Raw genomic sequence first — 21,825 nt, forward strand, 5'->3', positions numbered from 1 at the left:
GAGCCCATGTGCGGCATCGTCGGAATGGTGGGCTCTGCCCCGGTCAATCAGGACATCTACGACGCCCTCCTGCTGCTGCAGCATCGCGGGCAGGACGCGACGGGCATCGCCACCGCCGAGGCGAACGGCGTCATGCACAACGCCAAGGCCCAGGGTATGGTGCGCGAGGCGTTCCGCACCCGCGACATGCGCGGACTGCTGGGCAACGTCGGTCTCGGCCACGTCCGCTACGCCACCAAGGGCACCGCGTCCAGTGAAGAGGAGATGCAGCCGTTCTACGTGAACGCGCCCTACGGCATCATCCTCATCCACAACGGCAATCTCACGAACACGCGCGAGCTCGCCGCCGACATGGCGCAGCGCGACCGTCGGCACCTGAACTCGTCCAGCGACACCGAGCTGCTGCTCAACGTGCTCGCCGGTGAGCTGCAGGCCACGACCTCCACGGTCGACCTCGACCCGGACCGGATCTTCGAGGCCGTCGCCCGCACGCATGACCGCATCGAGGGCGCGTACGCGGTGATCGCCGTCATCGCCAACTACGGCCTGCTCGCGTTCCGCGATCCGTTCGGCATCCGTCCGCTGATCCTGGGCCGCCGCCCTTCCACGGTCCCCGGAGCCGAGGGCAAGGACGAGTGGGTCGTGGCGAGCGAGTCCCTCGTGCTGGAGAACGGCGACTACGAGGTCGTGCGCGAGGTCGAGCCCGGCGAGGCCGTGTTCATCACGAACGAGGGCGAGCTGTTCACGAAGCAGTGCGCCACCGAGACGCACCTCGCACCCTGCGCCTTCGAGTACGTCTACCTCGCTCGTCCCGACTCCGTCATGAACGGCATCTCGGTGTACGAGTCCCGCCTGCGGATGGGCGACAAGCTCGCCGACACGATCGCGAAGCACGTGCCGATGGACAAGATCGACGTGGTCATGCCGATCCCCGACTCGTCCCGTCCCGCGGCCATGGAGGTCGCCCGCAAGCTCGGCATCGAGTACCGCGAGGGCTTCTACAAGAACCGCTACGTCGGCCGCACCTTCATCATGCCGGGGCAGGCGGTGCGCAAGAAGAGCGTCCGTCAGAAGCTCAACGCCATGTCGACGGAGTTCCAGGGCAAGAACGTGCTGCTGATCGACGACTCCATCGTGCGCGGCACCACCTCGAAGGAGATCATCCAGATGGCCCGGGATGCCGGAGCCGCCTCGGTGACCTTCGCCTCCGCCGCCCCGCCCGTCCGGCACCCGCACGTGTACGGCATCAACATGCCCTCGCGGCACGAGCTCATCGCCCACGGCCGCACGATCCCCGAGATCGCGGAGGAGCTGGGCTGCGACCACCTCGTGTACCAGGAGGTCGACGACCTGAAGGCCGCGATCACCGAAGGTTCCGTACTGGAAGACCTCGACATGAGCTGCTTCGACGGCCGCTACGTCACCGGCACCGTCACCGACGAGTACCTCGCCTGGGTGGAGGGGTCGCAGACCTCTTGATGTCCGGGTCCCTGAGCTCGCCGCAGGGCCGACCCCTCTGGCAGGGGCGCGCCCTCGCGTTGATCGGGATCGTGCTGGTCGCGTTCTCGCTGCGGTCGGCGGTCGCCTCGCTCTCTCCTGTCCTCGACCACGTCGCCGAGGACTTCTCGGTGGCCCCCGTGATCGTGGGGCTGATCGGCGCGGCTCCGCCCGTCTGCTTCGCGCTGTTCGGACTGCTGACCCCGCTGTTCGAGCGCCGGTTCGGGCTGGAGCGGATGGCGGTCGTGGCGATCGTGCTGATGGCGGCGGGCATGCTGCTGCGCGGCCTCGCCCCCGACTCCTGGAGTCTGCTGGCCGCGACCGCCGTCGTGTTCGCCGGTGTGGGATCGGGCAACGTCCTGCTGCCGCCGCTGGTCAAGAAGTACTTCGCCGACCGGCTCGGCGTCATGATGACCGCATACTCCACGACGCTCGCGGTCTCGACCTTCCTCCCGCCGCTGGTCGCCGTCCCCGTCGCCGACTCGCTCGGGTGGCGGATCTCGCTGGGTATGTGGGGCGTGGTGGCCGCCCTCGCGCTCGTGCCCTGGGTCACGCTGCTGGTGCGCTCCCGCGGCGACGACCGCGCGGTGCCGACGGAGCTCCTGGTTCCCGACCCCACCGACGGCGTGGACGATGTGCGCGACGCGGTCGCCGCCTCGACCGGGCCGATCACGACGCAGTCGGCGAGCCCCCGCGTCTTCGGCCGGCTCTGGCGGCTGCCGTTGGCGTGGGCCCTCGCGCTCGTGTTCGGCACGTCGTCGACCATGGCCTACGTCGCCTTCGCCTGGCTGCCCACCATCCTCGTCGACCTCGGTGGCGTGACCCCGGCGACCGCCGGCTTCCTGCTCTCGCTCTTCGCCCTCGTCGGACTGCCCTGCTCCATGCTCGTGCCGGTGCTCGTCGTGCGGTTCCAGGCCACCCGCCCGCTGTTCTTCGTGGCCGTGGTGGCCGGTCTCGTCGGGCTCGCCGGTCTCCTGCTCTTCCCGACCGTCGCGCTGCCGCTGTGGGTGGCGATCTTCGGGCTCACCGCGATCATGTTCCCGCTGAGCCTCGTGCTCCTGAGCATCCGGGCCCGTACGCCGGAGAGCGCAGTCGCCCTCAGCGGCTTCGTGCAGAGCATCGGCTACGCGATCGCGGCGGTGTTCCCGCTCCTCGTCGGCCTTCTCCACGACACCAGCGGAGGGTGGCAGGTGCCGCTTCTCGTGGTGGCAGGGGTGCTGGTCGTCTCGGTGCCCGCGGGCATCATCGCCGGTCGCCGCCGCACGATCGAGGACGAGTGGGAGCGGCGTCACGGCCGCTGGTGACGATGGCCGTCAACGCGTGACGCGAGGCGGCGCGGTCGAGGAGCGCACGATGAGCTGCGGGTCGGTGGAGGGCATCTCGCCGACCGGGTCGTGGCCCTCGATCTGGGTGATGAGCCGCAGCGCGGCGGCGCGGCCCATGGCCTCGAACGGCTGACGGACGGTGGTCAGGGCGGGGGAGGCGTAGGCGGCGAGGGCGATGTCGTCGACGCTCACGACGGAGATGTCCTCCGGCACGCTGCGCCCCGCCTCATGCAGGGCGCGGATGAGGCCGAACGCCATCTCGTCGCTGCTGACGAAGACCGCGGTCGCCTCGGGGATCGCGGCGATCGTGCGGCCCGCCCGGTACCCGGACTCCGGGGTCCAGTCCGCCGGGATCACGGGCGGCGGGACGATGCCGCGCTCGCGGAGCGTCTGCTCCCAGGCCTCGCTGCGCTGCTGCGTCTCCGTCCAGTAGTCGTCGCCGGAGACATGCCACACGGTCTCGTGGCCGAGGTCGAGGAGATGCTCCACGGCGAGGCGGGCGATCGCGCGCTGGTCGACCGCGAGCGGGGCGTCCTCCTCGAGGGAGGTGCGCTCACTCCGGGTGGCGGGCGTCCGTTCGGTACGCGCCCGCATCGCCGGCGTGTCCAGGGCGATCGGAACACCGAGGATGATGCCCTCCGCGCCCTGCCGCTCCAGGCGATCGAAGGCCTCGAGGAACGCGTCGTCCGAGGCATGGTCGGCCACCGCCGCCGTGGTCACGGTGTAGCCGTTCGCCGCCGCGGCCTGCTGGATGCCGACGCCGAGCGCGGCGGAGGAGTAGCGATCGGTCGAGACCACGATCACGCCGAGCACACGGGTGCGGCCCGAGGCGAGCGACGCGGCGGCGGCGTGCACCCGGTAGCCGAGCTCCTCGACCGCGGCGAGAACCCGTCGTGCGGTCTCCGGGCGGACGTTGTCCTGTCCGGACATCACGCGCGAGACGGTCTGGGTGGAGACGCCGGCGAGGCGGGCGACGTCGACCTGGCTGGGGGCGCGGTCGTCTTTCGGACGGCGAGGGGACATGCCCCAATGGTAGCGATCCATCGGCGGAAAACCAGGGAGCGCGGACATCGGCGATGCGATAATGTGAACGCAAACAATTCAGCTGGGAGTGCAATGTCCGACCTTCTCGCCGCGGCTTCCGACGGCTTCTCCACCGCCGTCGCCGCGCCGACAGACGCCGCCGCCCCCGGCGCCCCCGCCCTGTCCTGGCGCGACGGGGAGATCCTCCGCGACGGTGCGCCGCACCGCATCCTGTCGGGCTCGATCCACTATTTCCGCGTGCACCCGGACCAGTGGGAGGACCGCCTGCGCCGGCTCGCCGCGATGGGCGCGAACACGGTCGACACCTATGTCGCCTGGAACTTCCACGAACGGGTCGAAGGGGACATCCGCTTCGACGGCTGGCAGGACGTCGAGCGCTTCGTGCGGCTGGCCGGCGAGGTCGGTCTCGACGTGTTCCTCCGGCCGAGCCCCTATATCTGCGCGGAGTGGTCCAACGGCGGTCTCCCCTTCTGGCTCACCGGGCGGGTCGCGGCGCTGCGGACGAGCGATCCCGCGTTCCTCGCCGCCGTCGATGCCTGGTACGACGCGCTGCTTCCGCGGCTCGCGCCCCTGCAGGCCGCGTACGGCGGGCCGATCGTGGCGATCCAGATCGAGAACGAGTACGGATCGTTCGGCAGCGACGCCGCCTACCTCGCCCACCTGCGTGACGGGCTCCGGCGACGGGGCATGGTGGAGATGCTGACGACGGCCGACGGGATCACTCCGGACATGATCGCGCACGGGAGCGTGCCGGGCGCGATGACGACGTTCACTTTCGGCACCGGGGTGCCGGTGGCGGCCTCCCTGCGTCGGCACGGGGAGGCGCTCATGTGCAGCGAGCTCTGGGGCGGCTGGTTCGACCACTGGGGCGAGCGGCACCATGTGCGGTCGGCGGACAGCATGGGCGGGACGATCCGCGAGCTCCTCGACGAGGGCGGTTCGGTCAGCCTCTACATGGCGCACGGGGGCACCAACTTCGGCCTGTGGAACGGCGCGAACCACGACCTCGTGCTGCAGCCCACGGTGACCAGCTACGACTCCGACGCCCCGATCGGCGAGGACGGCACCCTCGGGAAGAAGTTCCATGCGCTTCGCGCGCTCTTCGCCCCCTTCCACGCGGACGAGCTGCCGCCGGTCCCCGACCAGCCGCGGCGGCAGTCCGCGGCGTCCGCGCCCCTGGAGCCGCGGGCGGCTCTGCTCGACGTGGTCCGGGCGACCCCTGCGGCGGGCGCGCTCTCGCCCCGTCCACTCACCTTCGAGCAGCTCGGGGCGGAGGACGGCCTTGTCGCCTACGAGGCCGACGTGTCGTTCCCCGACGAGGCGACACTGACCATCGATGGCCTGCACGATCGCGCGGTCGTCTTCCTCGACGACCGTCGCCTCGGTGTGCTCGAGCGGGACGGCGAGACGTCTCTCGCTCTCCCCGTGGACGGCGGCTCCGGTCGGCTGACGCTCGTCGTCGAGAGCCTCGGACGCATCAACTACGGGCCGTATACCGGCGAGGGCAAGGGCATCATGCGCGGTGTGATGATCGGCCGCCGCCTTGTGAACGGCTGGACGCATCGCCTCCTGCCGCAGACGGCACCGGCGGCGGACGCCGCCGGGTCGGGCGGAAAGGACGGCCTCGCCGTCGCCGGGTTCGATGTCGCTGAACCGCTGGACGCGTGGCTCGCCTTCCCCGGCGGCGGCAAGGGCATGGTGTGGCTGAACGGATTCCTGCTCGGACGTTACTGGAGCGTGGGTCCGCAGGAGACGCTCTACGCCCCCGCGCCGCTGTGGCGTGCCGGGCGCAACGAGATCGTGGTGCTCGACACCGACGGCCTCGGGGCGACGGTGGAGATCCGGGAGGCGCCGTCCTTCGGGGAGACCGAGGAGTTCATCGGCTCCTGAGCCGCACACGGGCCGCGGGTGATGACCTTCGGCCAATGTTTGCGCATACTTCGCGTTCAACTCTTGTCTTAAGCCACACCCTCGCTCTACGGTGATAGCGCAAACATCGGTTCCGATCGATGATCCACCTGCGGCGCATCGGGGCGTCCTTTCCTCCGGCCGTCGCACCGTTCGAGAGGCAAGACGTGTCGACACCTTCCCGACCGCCGCGCACCGCCGTCGCCATCAGCTCCCTGCTGGCGACGGCTCTCGCGCTCGGCGGAGCGCTCCTCCCCGCGACCGCTGCACAGGCCGCCGATCTCCTCCCCGTCCCGCAGACGGAGTACCGGTTGCACGCGGTGTCCAGCGAATCGGATCCGTATCCGGCGCCGCCCTCGCACGACGGCACGGCTCTCGGCGCCTTCGACGGCGACTATGCGACGCAGTGGACGTCGCGGTACTCGTCCAACGCGCCCTTCCCGCACTGGATCGCCCTCGACCTGCAGCGGCCCCTCTCTGTGAAGGCGCTGGACTACTCGGTCAAGCGCGGGCAGAGCGTCGCGGCCAAGACCGTCGAGGTGTACGTCACGGATGACGCCGACGCCGCGCGCACCTCGCCGGCCGATGGGGGATGGGGCGCCGCCGCCGCGGCCGCGACACTGCACGCACCCACCGCGAATGACGAGAAGCAGCGCATCACGCTGGAGACCGCGAAGGACGGCCGATACGTCGCGCTGCTCGTCATCGACGCGCAGGGCACCACGGGCGGCGGCGCCGGTGAGATCCAGGTGCTCTCCGACGAGGAGCTCCCGCCGATCGTCACGGAGCCGGAGACGCCGGAGCAGCCGGAGACCGGGGACACCGTCGAGATCGCCGCGGGCGGCACCACCGCCACCGTCTCCGCCGCGTTCCCGCAGATCCTCGGCTACCGCGTGGGCGATGACCGCCTCGGCGGGCAGAAGAGCTCCCCGCGCACCTGGGCGGTCAACGGCACCGCCTATGCGTCGACCACCACCTCCACGGCGACGGCGAGCGGCGTCGACTACGTCTCGACCCTGACCGGCATCGACGTCACGGTGCGCAGCAGCATCCGCGTCGCGGCGAACGGCACGGTCGAGTTCACCGTGACCGGGGTGGACGGTTCCGCCGCGGTGAACACCCTGGCGCTCCCCGACAACGCGTTCCTCTCCGCGACGGCCGCGGACGGCGCCGTCCTCGATCGCACCGTGATCAGCCCGAACAGCACCACGAACGCCGATGAGCACATCGCGGTGGGAGCGGCGACGGCCACCGGGACGAAGGGCGCGGCCTTCGCATTCCTCGGCGACGGGACCCTCGCCGGCAGCGTGATCACGAACGCGACGACGCAGGCCTCCGGCGGCACCGCCTCGTGGAACACCCGGCTCACGACGCGGGTGACTGCGGCCGACGGCCGGACCGCGGAGATCGGCTCGAACACCTGGCTCATCCATCCGACCTCCGCCGTCGACAGCCGGGTGACGACCTACGCCCTTCCGAAGGTCACGGTGCTCCTCACCGCCGACCGCAACGGCGACGAGACCGTGGACTGGCAGGACGCCGCGATCCGCTACCGCGAGGTCGACGCCCCGCGCCTCGGTGCCGACCGGGTGGCCGACCGCGTGGTCAGCCGCATCCCGTTCAACTTCGCCTCGAGCGCCACGAACTACTTCGACCTCGTGCTCGACAACACCAAGCGCATCGCGAACCAGACCGACGGCCTCGGGCAGTGGGTGCTCAACAAGGGCTTCGGCAGCGAGGGACACGACTCCGCGAACACCGACTACGGCGGGAACTACAACGAGCGTGCGGGCGGCCTCGCCGACCTCAACCGCCTCGTCGACGAGGGGGCGAAGCTCAATGCCGACATGAGCGTGCACGTCAACGCCACGGAGATCTACCCGCAGGCGGACGCGTTCGACGCGGCGATCCTCGATGGCACACCGCCCTACAAGCCGGGCTGGAACTGGCTGGACCAGTCGTACTACATCAACCAGCAGACCGATCTCGGCACCGGACGCGTGCTCGACCGCTTCCAGCAGCTGCGGGACGAGGTGCCGGGGCTCAGCGGCGTCTACATCGACGTGTACTACTCCAACGGCTGGGTGGCCGAGGAGCTCGCGGACGAGCTGAACGCCATGGATCTCGAGGTCGCGACCGAGTGGGGCGACAAGTTCGTCGACAGCACGGTCTGGTCGCACTGGCCGAACGACCTCGCCTATGGCGGTAAGGACAACAAGGGCATCAACTCCACCATGGTGCGGTTCATCCAGAACGCGCAGGCGGACGTCTGGAACGACGACGTCCTGCTCGGCCAGCAGCGTCTCGTCGACGCCGAGGGCTGGGTGGGCAACCGCAACTGGGACGGCTTCATCGGCAACATCTGGTCGCAGAGCCTGCCGACGAAGTTCCTGCAGCACTTCGACCTGCAGACGTACGAGGCGGGGGTCGAGGCGACCTTCACCGACGACGTGGCGGCCCGGATCGACGGCGGCACGCGGGTCGTCACGATGGACGGCGCGACCGTCCTGCGGGGCGACTCCTACCTGCTGCCGTGGCAGTCGCTGCCGTCGAGCGCCGAGTCGGGCTCGCCCGTCGACGCGGACAAGATGTACTTCTTCACGGCCTCCGGCGGCGAGAAGACCTTCGGTCTCACGGACGCCTTCCGCGGGAACACGACCTTCGACGTGTTCGCGCTCGGCGACCAGGGCCGCGAGAAGGTGCGCACCGTCACCGCGGTCGACGGCAAGCTGACGCTGTCCGGTGAGAAGGGGACGGCCTACGTCGTCGTGCCTCAGGGCGGAGCGCAGCGGGCGGCGATCGAGTACCGCGACGCGGGCCTGACCGATCCCGGGTTCAACTCGGGCGCGCTCGACGGCTGGAACCCCCGGGGCGACGTGACCATCGAGCGCACGGACCTCGGCGCGGCGAAGAACGCCTCACGGGGCGACAACATCGCGGTCTTCGGCTCGTCCCCCTCCGCGATCTCGCAGACCGTCACCGGCCTCACCCCCGGGAAGCGCTACGCGTTCTCCGCGCAGGTGCAGATCGATCCGACGGCCACGCGCGACGTGAGCGTCGCGGTCGACACCGGGGGCGGCGTCGTGAGCCGCACCTGGAACCTGTCCCCGACGTACAACTACATGCGCGCCGACTCGAAGGCCGGACAGTACTACCAGCGCGGATCGGTGTCGTTCCTGGCGCCGGCCTCCGGCGAGGTGACCGTCTCGGTCTCGGCGGTCGCCGGCGACGCGGCGGTGCGCATCGACAACGCCAGGGTGATGGCGGACACGACGGCGCCGGCCGCAGCCGGCACGGTGTACTCGAACGACTTCGAGGGCAACCAGCCCGGGTGGGGCCCGTTCGTGAAGGGCGACGCCAACGGCATCGACGACCCCCGCACGAGCATCTCGCGGCGGCACGACCCGTACACGACGAGCGACTGGCGCAACACAGCCAAGCCGTTCGACAGCGGAGCCCTCGCGGGGCTGGCGGTGGACACCACCCTCACCGGTGAGCACTCGCTGATGTCCCACTCCGAGAACTCCGGCGTCGTCTACCGGACCGACCCCACGCTGGTGCCGCTGCAGGCCGGGCACACCTACCGCATCGGGTTCGACTACCAGGCCGGCGCGAGCGGGGCCTACCGCTGGCTGACCGGCACCGACGCCGTGCTCGACGGGGAGATCTCCTCGACGACCCTGCGTCGCACCCCCGTCGTGCAGGCCCTGGAGACCACCGCGTTCCAGGAGGACGTGATCGTGGGGTGCGGCGACTACACGTGGGTCGGTCTGGAGCGGGTCGGCGGCCCGGACGTCGACTTCGTCCTCGACGACTTCACGGTCACCGACCTCGGTCCGACGGAGGGTGGCACGCCGTGCGCCACCGTCTCCGGCGAGGCCGTGACCCTGAGCCCCGGGGCGCAGACCCCGTTCACCACGACCTTCACCAACAGCGAGGACATCCTGGCGGAGAACGTCGGCGTGCAGCTCGACCTCCCGGAGGGCTACACCGTCGAGGTCGCAGACGGGTCGTCGAACCTGTTCGCGAAGGTCGCCCCCGGCGAGAGCGTGACGACGGACTGGCTGCTGACGGCACCGGCGTCGGCCGCGGGCTCCGCCGTGAGCATCGGCATCGCGGCCACCTACCTCGTCGACTGCGACGTGCGGACCGTGCAGACCGCGCAGGAGGCGGCTGTGGCCTCCCGCGCCCGCATCCCGAACGCGCAGATCACGGCGACCGCGAGCTCCGAGGAGACCGCGGGTGAGGACGGCCCAGCGACGAACATGCTCGACGGCAATGCCGGGACGTTCTGGCACAGCCGCTGGAGCAGCGACGCCCCCGGGTATCCGCACGTGCTCACGTTCGACCTCGGTTCCGCGGAGACGGTCGACGGCATCTCCTACCTGCGGCGCGGCGCGAACCAGAACGGCCCCATCAAGGGCTTCCAGGTCGCGGTCTCCACCGACGGGCAGACCTTCACCGACGTGGCGGTGGGTGAGTGGAAGAACGTCGCGGAGTGGCAGGATGTCGACTTCGCCGCGACGACCGCGCGATACGTGCGGGTGACGGCGACCTCGTCGATCTCGGGCACGCCGTTCGCGGCCGTGGCGGAGATGGCGGTGTACGGTGTCACGTCCCCGCAGACGGGGCACGCCCCGGAGAAGCGACCAGCGGACGACCTCGGGGCGTGCGCCCCGGAGACCGATCCGGTGCTCACGCTCGGCGCGGATTCCGTGCGCGCAGGGGAGACGGTCGAGGCCGTGCTCTCAGGCTTCGCGCCCGGCGCCGCCGTCTCGTTCTGGCTGGACGGCGTGCGGCTCGCGGACGCGACGGTCGATGCGCACGGCGCGCTGACCACCCGCGTGCTCATCCCCGCGGATGCGACGGTCGGGAAGCACCGCTTCCTCGTCAAGGACGCCTCCGGCGCGGAGGTGGCCGGCGCGGACCTCAAGGTCAAGAAGGCGAAGCCGGCGAAGAAAGCCGTCCTCACCCCGTCGGTCGGCACCGCGGTGGCAGGAGACTCCCTCCGCGTGCAGCTCCGCGGCTTCGACCCCGAGGCGGTCGTGCAGCTCTGGCTCCACTCGGAGCCGGTCCGCGTGGGCGAGGTGACGATCGCCGCCGACGGCGGCGCGGTCGCGACCGTCCTCATCCCGGCGGCCACGCCCGCGGGTGCCCACGCGCTCGTCGCGACGGACACCGAGGGCGCCGAGCTGGCCCGCGCGGATCTGGCGGTCACCGCGGCCGCGACCGCCGCGGGTGGGGCGCTGGCCACGACCGGCACGGAGGGGATGACCTGGCTGGCGGTCGCCGTCGGCGCGCTCGCCCTGAGCGCACTCGGTGCGGCGCTCTGGCGACGGCGACGCAGCTGAGTTCCTCTGCACACGAGAGGCCCGGGGTTCGCCCCGGGCCTCTTCTGCACGCGGCGGGGAGTCTGCCGGTTCTCCACGGGTCGCGGTTCCGGGGCGGGAGAGCGTGCCCCCGCTCCCCGATACTCGAGGGGTAGTCACGAAAGGAGCCGTACATGCATACTGTAAGCATGCCGAACGTCCTCATCCGCGACCTCGATCCGGGCGTGCATTCCGTGCTCGCCGCACGCGCGCGCGAGCGAGGACAGTCGCTTCAGCAGTATCTGTCGACGGAGCTCACTCGCCTCGCCTCGCGCCCGACGCTTTCGGAGTTCCTGAGCCGACGAGCGCGGCAGCCGGAGATGACCGCGCTCACCCCGGAGAGCATCGTCGCCGCCGTGCACGAGGGGCGCGCCGGGCGGTGATCGTCGTCGACGCCTCGATCGTCGTCGACCTGGTCTGCACCGGAACGTCGACCGGTGTCCTGGGGTCGCGGCTGGAGGACGAGTTTCTGCTTGCCCCGGAGCTGTTGCCGGTGGAGGTGGCCAGCGCTCTGCGGGGGCTCGAACGCGGCGGTGTCCTCGACGCCGCGGCGCTCGAATCCGCGGCCGGCGACCTCGCCCGCCTCCCGGTCGACCTGCATCCGACGCTCCCGCTGGTGCCGCGGATCCTCGCGCTGCGGGCGAACCTCACCGCCTACGACGCCGCGTACGTCGCGCTCGCCGCGGTGTTCGACTGCCCGCTCCTGACGCACGACCGGAGGCTCGCGCGGGCGGCCTCCGGTCTGTGCGCGGTCGAGGTGCCTAGCCCTTGACGGCGCCGGCGGCGAGACCCGAGCGCCAGTACTTCTGCAGCGTGAAGAACAGCGCGATGAGGGGGATCACGCCGAGCAGGGCCCCGAGCATGACGGCGCCCTTGTCGGGGGAGAAGTAGCTCATCATGCCGTAGAGGCCGAGCGTGACCGGCTTGAGGTCGGGGCTGGAGATCATCATGAGCGGGAGGAGGAAGTTGTTCCACGTGGCCACGAAGATGAACAGGAAGATCGTCACCATCGCGGGGCCGAGCAGCCGCAGCACGATCGTGAAGAAGATCCGGCCCTCACCGGCGCCGTCGATGCGGGCGGCTTCCAGCAGCTCCGTCGGCACCGACGACTGCGCGTAGACCATGCCGAGGAAGACGCCGAACGGCGAGACCGCCGAAGGGATGATGATCGCCCACACCGTGTTCGTGAGGCCGAGCGCCTGGAACTCGATGTACAGCGGCACCGTGAGCAGGGCGACGGGCAGCAGGAGCCCCGCCATGATGATGCCGACCGCGAGCTTCTTCCCCGGGAAGGCGAACTTGGCGATCGCATAGCCGGCCATCACGGCGAACAGCGTGCCGATGACCCCGGCGCTGAGCGAGTAGAACAGGGAGTTGCCGACCCAGCGCCAGAACAGCCCCTGCGTCCAGCCCATGAGGCTGTCGTAGTTGGCGGCGAGGTTCGGCTCGGCGAACCAGAAGCCGAACGTCGACGTGAGGTCGGTGTTGTTCTTCGTCGAGGCGACCACGAGCCAGAACACCGGCACGAGGAAGTACAGCGTGGCGACGACGAGGGCGATGATGCCGAACGTGCGCGCGGCGGGGCCGGGGGCGATCGACGGGGGAGGGGCGTCCGCCGCCTGCGGCTTCCGGGAGCGCCGCTTCGTCGGCGGAGCCACGGTGACGAGTCGTGTGGTGGTCATGCGTCGCCCTTCCGCCGCTGGAGCAGTGCGTACACGATCGCGAGCACACCCGCGATGCCGGCCATGAGCAGCGAGTACGCCGACGCCGGACCGCTGCCCGACGGCGACAGCTCGCCCATCATCGTGTTGTAGGTGAGCATCATCGGCGTGAAGTCCTTGCCCATCCAGGAGTTCGCGGCTTCCAGGATGACCGGCTCGTTGAACAGCTGGATCGTGCCGATGATCGACAGCAGCACGGCCAGCAGGGCGGCACCGCGCACGAGCGGCACCTTGATGCGGGTCGCGATCTGGAATCCGGTCGCGCCGTCCAGGCGGGCGGCCTCGTAGAGGTCGCGGGGGATGGCCTGCAGGGCGCTCAGGAAGATGAGCATGTTGTAGCCCGTGTAGGTCCACGTCGTCATGTTCGCCATCGAGAAGAGGATCGTCTGCGGCGACATGAGGTCGGTCCCCTCGGGCAGATAGGGCAGGAAGGGCGACACCTCGGGCGTGTAGAGGTAGAGCCACATCATCGCCGCGATGATGCCGGGGACCGCGTAGGGGAGGAAGAAGGCGAGGCGGAACAGCGCGGGGCGGCGCACGATGAACGAGTCCAGCAGCAGGGCCAGGGCGAGGGCCGCGATGATCATCACCGGGATCTGGAACGCCGCGTAGAGCACGACCCGTCCCATGCCGGCCCAGAACGCGCCGTCGGTCGCCGCGGCCGCGAAGTTGTCGAGGCCGACGAACGTGTCGACGAGCTCGCCGCCACCGTACAGGCCGCCGCCGGCGGGTACCTGCGCGAAGAACGACGACCGGACCGACACGATGATCGGGATGAGGAAGACGACGGCGAACAGCAGCGCGAACGGCGCCATGAACAGCCACCCGGTCAGCCCCTCCCGTCGGATCCGCGATCGCCTCGTCGACGGGGCGACGGGGCGGCGCGCGGGAGGGAGCGGCGCCGCTGCCCTCGTCTCGGTCACTGTGGCCATGATGTGCCTCTCGCTCTCACGACGACGGCGGAGTACACGATCGCCCGTGCACTCCGCCGTCGTTCATCCGATGATGCCGTCCGGTCCGGTCATTCCGCGACCGGGAGGCCGAGGTCCTTGAGCGACGCGACGGCCGTGTCCTGCGCCGTCGTGAAGATGTCGGCGACCGAGGCCGTGCCGGCGGCGGCCGCGGCGGCCGTCTCGTTCATGTTCGCCAGGGTCGAGAAGCCGGGGGCGTAGGGGAAGTCGGGGTTGAGGTTCTCGGTGGCGGTGCCGAGCTCGGCGAGCACATCCTGGCCACCGAACTGCCGCAGCATCTTCTCGGGGGTCTCCACCTCACCCTTCGCGGCGACGACGAGACCCTGCGACGCGAGGTCGTCGACCTGCGTGTTGAACCAGTCGTTGAACTCCATGGCGGCCTCGGGGTTCTCGCAGCCCTTCATGACCGAGACGCCGGAGCCGCCGTCGGGGCCGCTCATCGCCCCGGCGCCGAAGTCCGGGAGCTGGGCGACGCGCCACTTCCCCTCGGCCGGGGTGCCGTCCAGCGAGTCGAGGAGGAAGCCGGCCTCCCAGGCCGCGCCGACGTGGCCGATGAGGCTGCCGTCGTTCAGCGCCGCCGTGAAGCCCTCGCCCCAGCGCTCGGTCGCGAGCGTCTGCTTGCCGTCGAGCAGGCCCTGCCAGAAGGCGGCGACGCGCTCGGAGCCGGCGCCCTCGGCGTCCACCTTCCACTCCTCGCCCTCGGTGGAGAACCAGGTGTCGCCGGCGGCCGCGGCCTGTCCGGAGAGCCAGTTCTGCGCCTCGTCCGGAGTGAAGGCGGTGACGAACTTGCCGGCGGCGGCGGCCGTGGCGGAGGCGGCGGTCAGGTCGTCGAGCGTGGCCGGGGCGTCGAGGCCGAGCGCCTCGAACTCCGCGGTGTTGTAGAAGTAGACGAGGGGCCCGGTGTCCTGCGGGAGGCCCACGATGGCGTCGCCGACCCGCATGCCGCTGAACGCTCCGGCCGAGTAGTGGTCCTCGTACTTCTCGGCCTCCGCGGCGACGTCCTCCAGCAGACCCTTCACATAGAGCTGCGGCACCTCGGAGTATCCGGTCTGCGCGAGGCACGGGCCGTTCCCGGCCTTGATGTCGGTCTCGAGCTTGAGGATCATGTCGCTGGCCTTGCCGTCGAACTTCGTGGCCGTGACCTGGATGTCGGGGTGCTCCTCGTTCCAGCGGTCGACGATCTCCGCGACCGTGGTCATGCCCTCGCCGTCGGGCAGGCGGTGCATGTACTCGATGGTGACGGGCTCACCGCCGGCGTCGCCGCCCCCGGATGCGGCCGGCGCGCAGGCCGCGAGTCCGAACGCCGACACCGCGCCGAGGGCGACGACCGCGGCGACGCGGGGGGTGCGTGAGGTGGGTGCCATGCTGTTCTCCTCTTTGAGGTCATGTTCCTGCGGATCGCCCGAAGCGGGGACGCGGCGAGGGTGCGCCGTCGATCACATGCACATCAAATCAGAAAATGTTTGCGCTCACAAGACGCGGAATCGCGGGACGGGGACGAATTCGGATGCCGCGGAGGGAGCGCTGACATCGATCGGCGGCGTCGGGACGGAGTCGGGCACGGCGGGGCGCGGCGGGCCTCCCGCTGAGGGGCTCGCCGCCCGGGTACGACGAAACACCCGCACGAGCCGTGCGGGTGTTTCGAACCGAGGGGCTACGCCTTCTCTAGTTCGTCTTCGTCTTCGTCTGCGTACTCGTCGGCCCACTTGTCGACGTAGGCGTCTTCGTCGGAGTCGCTCGAGTGCGCGAGCTCGCGCTCCAGCGCCGAGTAGTTCACCGACGGACTGTACGCCTTGAGTTCGCGGGCGATCTTTGTGTGCTTCGCCTTCTGACGGCCACGGCCCATGCCTGAGACCCCCTCACGAGTTAAGCTGCGGGCAGACAGGCGCCCGAGTCATTCACGACACCGGCTCGAGGCCGGTAAGAGTAGCATTCAGGATAGCACGCGGGGAACAGACCCTGGCCGCGGCCAGGCCGGCGAAGGGAGCGATCTCCATGACCGACAGCACCTCCACTCCGTCCGATGAGGCCACGCAGAACGCCGCTCTGCAGAAGGCCGTGATCGTCGGGATGCAGCTCGACCAGGACCCGCACGTTCTCGATGAGGCCGTCCGGTTCGCCCGGCTGCTGAACGCCCCGCTCGTGGTGGCCCACGTCGACATCACGCGCTTCGTCACCTACGAGGATCCGGACGGCTACGTGCACTCCGCTCCCATCGACATCAACTTCGACGCGGGGGCTGCCGAGTTCGAGGCGGTCGAGGCGGCTGCGGCCACGATGCTCGACGGCAAGGGAGTCACCTGGACGGCACGTCAGCTCGTCGGCGACCCGGCGCTGGCGATCAAGCAGCTCGCGAACAAGCTCGACGCGCAGCTCATCGTCGTCGGCACCCGGAAGCGCGGCATCGGTGAGTCCATCCGGGAGTTCTTCACCGGCTCGGTCGCCGCGCGCCTCGCCCATCGCCAGCACCGCTCCGTGCTCGTCGTCCCCCTGGGGGAGTCCGTACCGGACGAGCAGAAGGAGATCTGGCCGGAGTGATCCGCACACGACGAGGCCCCGCCGACGGATGTCGACGGGGCCTCGTGCGGTCATGCCAGGGGCTCAGGAGTCCGGTTGACTCAGCGCCACCGTCACGCTCCGGGCGGCCTGGTCCAGCGCGTTCTCGAGGTCGGTGACCACCGACGACGGGAGGGCGCCGCCCTTGGCGACATGGGTGCGCAGGTCGGTGCGGATGTGGGCGCGGAAGGCGTTCACGACGGCGTCGGCGCGGTGCAGCTCCTCGCGGCTGGTCAGCCGTGCATCGTCGCCCGCGGTGCGCGGCCTGTTCTTCGCCGCCGCCCGGTCGTCCTTGGTGGCCGTCGCCAGGTCGGCGCGAAGACTCTTCATCGCCTCCTGCACGCTCTGGCGCACCTCGTTCGCGATGAGGCGGACGGTGTCGGTGATGCCCGCCTCGATGTCGGCGAGGTCGCTCTGGCGCGAGGCCAGCTCGGCGCGTCCGGCCTCGGTGATCGCGTAGATCGTCGTGCGTCCGTCGACGGTCTTGGTGACCAGCCCCTCCTCCTCGAGCTTCGCCAGGCGCGGGTAGATGGTGCCGGCGCTCGGCGTGTACGTGCCGCCCGTCCGGTCCGTGAGGGACTGGATGATGCCGTAGCCGTGCTGCGGGGACTCCGCGAGCAGCGACAGCAGGTACAGGCGCAGATCGCCGTGGGAGAAGACCGCGGGGCTCATGCTTCCCACTCCGGATCGTTCTCGATGGTCTGCGGAGCGCGGCGGAGGACCGTGACCCCTCCGGAGACGGAGTTGGCGCGGAGGTCGACGAAGCGTCCCGCGAGCTCCCCGGTGGTGCCGTTGTAGGTGCTCGGTCCGGACGAGCTGCGCTCGACCCCGTCGATGAGCAGGCGGCCGCTGAGCGAGCGGATGACGTAGTTCGCCGCGAGGGACTCGTCGAGCCGCACCGTGGTGCCGCCGGAGACCGAGTTCACGGTGATCGTGTTGACGTCGCCCGCCGCGTCCACCAGCGTCGCGCCGGAGACGATGTCGACCGTGGCCTTGCGGATGGCGCCCGTGACGGCCACGTCGCCGGAGACGCTGTTGGCGCTGAGCGAGCCGGTGAGGTTGCGGATCTGCACGTCGCCGGAGACCGAGTTCACGCTGAGGTCGCCGATGAGGGTGTCGACGATGATGTCGCCGGACACTGTGTTGAGACGGGTGTCGTTGCGGATGCCCGACACGAGGGCGCCGGCGCTCACGACGCCGAGGGTCAGGGCGATGCTGCGCGGGACGGCCACGCTCACCTCGGCGCGCGGACCGCCGGAGCCGAAGTTCCGGAACACCTCGAGGAAGTTGTCCCAGCCGAGCTGCGGGTGGTCGATCTCGACCTCGCCATCGCGGGACTCGATCCGGAGGTCCTTGGTGGTGACGCCGTGCACCTCGATCCGGATGCCGGGTTCGTCGTGGGCGATGACGTCGACCTGCCCGCCGACGAGGCCCACCTTGAGCCGGGTCGCGGAGGCGATGTCGATGACGCGTTCCTCGCCGGGGGCGATGAGCCACTTCTCGGTCATGTCTGCTTCTCCTGTGTCGAGGGATTCACGATATATCGTGTTGCCGTCACGATAACACGATATATCTCGATCCCGTCACCCCTCTTTCCTTCGAATCGCCTGATTGGTCCCATATCGGCCGGAAATCGAGCCAATCAAGCGATTCGAACGGGGTTGACCTTGACGTAACGGCAACTTCTACGGTGGAGGGGAACGACACGGAAGGGTGGGCGGGATGAGCGAGAAGGACTGGTCGATCCAGGAGATCGCGCGACTGGCGGGGACGACGAGCCGGACGCTGCGGCATTACGACGACATCGGGTTGCTGCCTCCGTCGCGCATCGCGCCCAACGGATACCGGCACTACGACGCAGCGGCGCTCGTGCGGTTGCAGCGGATCCTCCTGCTGCGGGAGCTCGGGCTCGGGTTGCCGCAGATCGCGGAGGTGCTGGGCCCTTCGACAAGCTCAGGGGCCCAGGGCGGGGGCTCAGGGGCCCAGGGCGGGGGCTCGGCGGCGGAGGCGTCGGCGCTCGAGACGCACCTCGCGCTGCTGCGCGAGGAGCAGACCAGGCTGGCGCGGCAGATCGCGTCGGTCGAATCCACCATCACGGCATTGAGAGGAGGTGAGAACCTCATGGCAGAGAACATGTTCGACGGCTTCGACCACACGCAGTACAAGCAGGAGGTCGAGGACCGCTGGGGGAAGAAGGCCTACGCCGACAGCGACCGCTGGTGGCGCGGGATGAGCGGCGCCGAGCGCGCCGAGTGGCAGCAGCGCGTGTCCGACCTCGGACGCGACTGGATCGCCGCGGCGGAGAGCGGGATCGATCCCGCGTCCGCCGAGGCGCAGGAGCTCGCGCGCCGTCACGTGGCCTGGCTCACGGGCATCCCGGGCACTCCCGCCGCCGCGCTCCGGCAGGGACCGGACGCGGATGCCAAGGCCTACGTCATCGGTCTCGGCGAGATGTACGTCGCAGATCCGCGCTTCGGCGCGAACTACGCGACGTCCGCGGGTGGGACCCAGGGCGCGGAGTTCGTCCGCGACGCGCTCCGCATCTACGCGGAAGCCTCCCTCTGATCCGTCGAGCGGCCCCCTTGCGTGCGACCCACCCCGCTGCGGTCGTACTCAAGGGGGTGGCTCGCACGCAAGGGGGTGGATCGGGGGAGGAGGGGAGGGCGTAGGGTCGTGCCATGACGGGGCGACGGAAACGGGGGCACGACGACCGCCCCGCGTCCGGAGCCTTCGCGGTGGCGGCGACGGCCTACGCGGCGAACTGCGCCCTCGGCGCCGCGGTGGCGGCGCGGCTCATCGACACGCGCCGCTTCCGCTGGGTGCACCACGCCCTCTACATCCTGACCTGCGCGACGGCCGGACTCGCCGTCGTCGCGGGTCTCGCCACCCGCACGCCGCGCACCCGTCGCGCCGCCCTCGCTTTCCTCCCCGCTGCCGTCCCCCTGGCCGCGATCCCCTACGCCGGGACGCACACCCGGCGGCACCCGCTCGTCGCCCTCACGGCGGCGCCCTTCGTCCTCGCGGGCCTCGTGGTCTCGCGCCTCCCCTCCGACCGGAAGTGACCGCATGGAACTGCTCGACGCCATCCGCCGCCGCAAGACCACGAACGGGGCGTTCCTGCCCGACCCGGTCTCCGAGGAGCACCAGCGCATCCTCCTGGAAGCGGCCGGGCGCGCGCCCTCGCAGCTCAACAGCCAGCCCTGGCGCTTCGTGGTGATCGAGAACAGGGACACGATCGACGAGATCGCGCGCATCTCCGGCGAGAGCATGACGGAGGCCATGTCGAACGGCACGTTCTTCGAGCGGTACAAGCCGTACTTCCGCTTCAGCCAGGAGGAGATGGAGGAGAAGCGCAGCGGCATGCTGTTCGACAAGCTCCCCGCGCCGCTTCGGCCCTTCACGTCCCAGGTGTTCACGAAGCGCGGCCAGACGCTCATGAACACGTTCGGCGTGCCGAAGACGCTGGGCTCGGAGAATCGCAAGCTCGTCGCCGGATCGCCGCTGCTCCTGGGCGTCATGCTCGACCGGAGCGAGTACCGGCCCGGGCAGCTGTCGTCGTTCTACTCCGTGTTCAGCATGGGGGCGGCCATGGAGAACGTCTGGCTGACCACGGTCGAGCTGGGCATGGGCATCCAGTTCATCTCGTTCCCGATGGAGGTGCCGGGGCGCTGGGACGAGATCGTCCGGCTGCTGCGGGTGCCCGACGATCTCGAGCTCATGGCCGTGTACCGGCTCGGCTACCTGCCGCCCGAGCAGCGCCGCCCGGCGATCGACTGGTCCAGCAGCCAGCGCAAGCTCGTGTCGCAGTACGTGTTCCGCGAGGACTGCGACACCCCGCAGCAGGGCTGGGACACGCCGCCGGCGCGGACCTGAGTCAGGAGCCCCCGACCGTCCGCGGCACCTCCGGGAGATCGTTCAGCGCCGGTCCCTCGATGCGCGTGCCGTCCGCGGCGAACCGCGACGCATGCAGCGGGCAGTCCCACGTGCACTCGGCGTCGTTCCAGTCGAGAACGCCGCCCAGGTGCGTGCAGACGGCGCTGACGGCCCTGGTCACCCCGTCGACCGTGGAGATGGCGACCGGGCGACCGCCGCGGTTCGCCACGACGCCCTCGCCCTCCGCGGGCTGCGGCACGGGGACCGGGGTGGTCTCGGCCTCGACCCAGCCCTTCGTGGCCGCGGCGGCCACCTTCGCCCCCTCGACGGCCCCCCGTGCGAGATCGGCGGGGACGGTGAGCCGGGTGCCGAGGCGCAGCATCCAGGACGGGCGCTCGCGGCGCTTCGTCCCGATGATCTCCTCCGTGAGCCGCAGGGCCGCAGCGGGCGCGTTCGACAGCCCCCACTTCGCATACCCGGTGGCGATGCGGATGCGCCCGAGGCCGCGCGGCAGGGCGCCGACGAAGGGGATGAGGTTGTGCGACTGGTAGTCCTGCGCGGACCAGCGGTGGGTCTCCTCCGCATCCGGGAAGTGCAGGCGGGTCCAGTCCACGAGGTCGTCGATCGCCGCGGTCTCGCCGTCCGAGCGGCCGACCGGATGCCCGTTGCCGCCGACGACGAGCTGCGCGGTGTCGGCGGGGCCGTCGGCGGCGGACACCGGCCGGATGGACCGCGTCGGGCCGTCGGCGGAGATGAACGTCCCCTCCGGCACGCCGCCGGAGACCCGGAACGAGACGCAGTACGACCGCATCCCGGCGACCTTGGAGAAGTACAGGCCGCGGTCGAGGATCGGGGTCCCCGTCGCGAGGACGATGTGCTCGGCGAACATCGGGCCCGCCGTCGTCTCCACCCGTGGCTCCGGCAGGGCGTGGGCGCCGGTCACGCGGACGCCGGTGTGCAGCGTGCCGCCTCCCGCGAGGAACTCCTTCGCGAGCGCGTCGGCGACGGCGACCGGGTCGATCGTCACCTGCGAATCGAGGGCGACCGCGCCCGCGACGGGGAACGGCGTCGACAGCTCGCCCGCGGTGAGCAGCCGGGTCGGAAGCCCCGCCTCCCGTGCGGCGGAGTGCTGGGCTCGGACCGCCTCGAGCCCGTCCGGACCCTGGGCGTAGGTGTGGTCGGTCCGCTCGGTGTAGCTCAGGCCCGCGCTGTCGGCGAAGCCGGTGAGCCACTCCATGCCGGCCCGGTTGGCGTCGACGTACGCCTGGACGAGGGCCGCCGGATGGTGCCTGCGGATGGTGGCGAGCTGCTGCCCCTGGAGGAGCGAGAGCTTGCCCGTGTTGCCGCCCGTCGACAGCTCCGCCACGTCCCCCGCGTCGACGACCACGACGTCGAGTCCGGCGCGGGTCAGGAGCACCGCGGTCGAGAGGCCGGTGAGCCCCGCCCCCACGATCAGCACGTCGTGCTGCGCGCCGGGATCGAAGGGAGTGCCGTGGGGTGCGTCCTGGTCGACCTTCCAGAGGGGCTTCATGCCGACAGTCAACGCCTGTCCCCGCCCCCA

Annotated in this window: 18 protein-coding genes; 10 read left to right on the top strand and 8 right to left on the bottom strand. The window is 70.6% G+C overall.

Annotation, left to right across the window (positions count from 1 at the left end; translation table 11 throughout):
• Positions 1–6: 6 nt before the first annotated feature.
• Together purF and ACFU8V_RS04405 are read left to right on the top strand one after the other, a co-directional pair.
• The gene (gene purF / locus ACFU8V_RS04400; RefSeq protein WP_025104714.1) at positions 7–1,479 is read left to right on the top strand and encodes an amidophosphoribosyltransferase; all 1,473 of its coding nucleotides are present in this window, start codon (positions 7–9) and stop codon (positions 1,477–1,479) included.
• Positions 1,479–2,801 carry a CynX/NimT family MFS transporter gene (locus tag ACFU8V_RS04405; protein WP_249520689.1) on the top strand — a complete coding sequence of 441 codons (1,323 nt, stop codon included), beginning with the start codon at positions 1,479–1,481 and terminating at the stop codon, positions 2,799–2,801. The genes purF and ACFU8V_RS04405 overlap by 1 nt, the downstream gene beginning before the upstream one ends.
• Positions 2,802–2,810: 9 nt before the next feature.
• On the opposite strand, the gene ACFU8V_RS04410 is transcribed toward ACFU8V_RS04405, so the two are convergent.
• The gene (locus ACFU8V_RS04410) at positions 2,811–3,845 is read right to left on the bottom strand and encodes a LacI family DNA-binding transcriptional regulator (RefSeq protein WP_025104712.1); all 1,035 of its coding nucleotides are present in this window, start codon (positions 3,843–3,845) and stop codon (positions 2,811–2,813) included.
• A 93-nt stretch (positions 3,846–3,938) separates the two neighbouring features.
• On the opposite strand from ACFU8V_RS04410, the gene ACFU8V_RS04415 reads away from it, so the two are divergent.
• The 4 genes from ACFU8V_RS04415 to ACFU8V_RS04430 all read left to right on the top strand — a co-directional run bounded on the left by ACFU8V_RS04415 (position 3,939) and on the right by ACFU8V_RS04430 (position 11,915).
• Positions 3,939–5,756 carry a beta-galactosidase family protein gene (locus ACFU8V_RS04415; RefSeq protein WP_378869308.1) on the top strand — a complete coding sequence of 606 codons (1,818 nt, stop codon included), beginning with the start codon at positions 3,939–3,941 and terminating at the stop codon, positions 5,754–5,756.
• Positions 5,757–5,941: 185 nt separating this feature from the next.
• Positions 5,942–11,125 carry an endo-alpha-N-acetylgalactosaminidase family protein gene (locus ACFU8V_RS04420; protein WP_378869311.1) on the top strand — a complete coding sequence of 1,728 codons (5,184 nt, stop codon included), beginning with the start codon at positions 5,942–5,944 and terminating at the stop codon, positions 11,123–11,125.
• Positions 11,126–11,292: 167 nt separating this feature from the next.
• On the top strand, positions 11,293–11,526 hold the full coding sequence (locus ACFU8V_RS04425) for a hypothetical protein (RefSeq protein ID WP_025104709.1): 234 nt from the start codon (positions 11,293–11,295) through the stop codon (positions 11,524–11,526).
• Positions 11,523–11,915, top strand: a complete 393-nt coding sequence (locus ACFU8V_RS04430) for a type II toxin-antitoxin system VapC family toxin (RefSeq protein ID WP_025104708.1) — start codon at positions 11,523–11,525, stop codon at positions 11,913–11,915. Before ACFU8V_RS04425 ends, ACFU8V_RS04430 begins: the two co-directional genes overlap by 4 nt.
• Here the strand turns inward: ACFU8V_RS04430 and ACFU8V_RS04435 are convergent.
• The 4 genes from ACFU8V_RS04435 to ACFU8V_RS04450 form a co-directional block, all read right to left on the bottom strand.
• Complete coding sequence (locus ACFU8V_RS04435) at positions 11,905–12,825, bottom strand: carbohydrate ABC transporter permease (RefSeq protein ID WP_062637376.1); 921 nt, start codon at positions 12,823–12,825, stop codon at positions 11,905–11,907. The genes ACFU8V_RS04430 and ACFU8V_RS04435 overlap by 11 nt on opposite strands.
• Complete coding sequence (locus tag ACFU8V_RS04440) at positions 12,822–13,796, bottom strand: carbohydrate ABC transporter permease (RefSeq protein WP_025104707.1); 975 nt, start codon at positions 13,794–13,796, stop codon at positions 12,822–12,824. Before ACFU8V_RS04440 ends, ACFU8V_RS04435 begins: the two co-directional genes overlap by 4 nt.
• Before the next feature lie 89 nt (positions 13,797–13,885).
• Positions 13,886–15,199: an extracellular solute-binding protein gene (locus tag ACFU8V_RS04445; protein ID WP_338565336.1), complete on the bottom strand. Its 1,314-nt coding sequence runs from the start codon at positions 15,197–15,199 to the stop codon at positions 13,886–13,888.
• A 290-nt stretch (positions 15,200–15,489) separates the two neighbouring features.
• Positions 15,490–15,681 (bottom strand): DUF3073 domain-containing protein, encoded by a 192-nt coding sequence (locus tag ACFU8V_RS04450; protein ID WP_025104705.1) that lies wholly within the window; start codon positions 15,679–15,681, stop codon positions 15,490–15,492.
• A 149-nt stretch (positions 15,682–15,830) separates the two neighbouring features.
• Here ACFU8V_RS04450 and ACFU8V_RS04455 point away from each other — a divergent pair, with 149 nt between their 5' ends.
• Positions 15,831–16,373 carry a universal stress protein gene (locus ACFU8V_RS04455; RefSeq protein WP_025104704.1) on the top strand — a complete coding sequence of 181 codons (543 nt, stop codon included), beginning with the start codon at positions 15,831–15,833 and terminating at the stop codon, positions 16,371–16,373.
• A gap of 63 nt (positions 16,374–16,436) precedes the next feature.
• Here ACFU8V_RS04455 and ACFU8V_RS04460 read toward each other — a convergent pair whose 3' ends face one another.
• Both ACFU8V_RS04460 and ACFU8V_RS04465 read right to left on the bottom strand, forming a co-directional pair.
• Positions 16,437–17,063 carry a PadR family transcriptional regulator gene (locus ACFU8V_RS04460; protein ID WP_378869319.1) on the bottom strand — a complete coding sequence of 209 codons (627 nt, stop codon included), beginning with the start codon at positions 17,061–17,063 and terminating at the stop codon, positions 16,437–16,439.
• Positions 17,060–17,899: a DUF4097 family beta strand repeat-containing protein gene (locus ACFU8V_RS04465; protein WP_025104702.1), complete on the bottom strand. Its 840-nt coding sequence runs from the start codon at positions 17,897–17,899 to the stop codon at positions 17,060–17,062. The genes ACFU8V_RS04460 and ACFU8V_RS04465 overlap by 4 nt, the downstream gene beginning before the upstream one ends.
• Positions 17,900–18,113: 214 nt before the next feature.
• Between ACFU8V_RS04465 and ACFU8V_RS04470 the strand changes: the two genes are divergently transcribed.
• The 3 genes from ACFU8V_RS04470 to ACFU8V_RS04480 all read left to right on the top strand — a co-directional run bounded on the left by ACFU8V_RS04470 (position 18,114) and on the right by ACFU8V_RS04480 (position 20,264).
• Positions 18,114–18,956 (top strand): MerR family transcriptional regulator, encoded by an 843-nt coding sequence (locus ACFU8V_RS04470; RefSeq protein WP_378869322.1) that lies wholly within the window; start codon positions 18,114–18,116, stop codon positions 18,954–18,956.
• Positions 18,957–19,069: 113 nt separating this feature from the next.
• A complete protein-coding gene (locus tag ACFU8V_RS04475; RefSeq protein ID WP_378869325.1) occupies positions 19,070–19,453 on the top strand; it encodes a hypothetical protein in 384 nt (127 codons plus the stop codon).
• 4 nt (positions 19,454–19,457) lie between these two features.
• Positions 19,458–20,264: a nitroreductase family protein gene (locus tag ACFU8V_RS04480; RefSeq protein ID WP_025104699.1), complete on the top strand. Its 807-nt coding sequence runs from the start codon at positions 19,458–19,460 to the stop codon at positions 20,262–20,264.
• A 1-nt stretch (position 20,265) separates the two neighbouring features.
• On the opposite strand, the gene ACFU8V_RS04485 is transcribed toward ACFU8V_RS04480, so the two are convergent.
• The gene (locus tag ACFU8V_RS04485; protein ID WP_126894167.1) at positions 20,266–21,795 is read right to left on the bottom strand and encodes an FAD-dependent oxidoreductase; all 1,530 of its coding nucleotides are present in this window, start codon (positions 21,793–21,795) and stop codon (positions 20,266–20,268) included.
• Positions 21,796–21,825: the final 30 nt, after the last annotated feature.

The sequence above is a fragment of the Microbacterium sp. NPDC057658 genome, assembly GCF_042799975.1.
Lineage (GTDB): Bacteria > Actinomycetota > Actinomycetes > Actinomycetales > Microbacteriaceae > Microbacterium.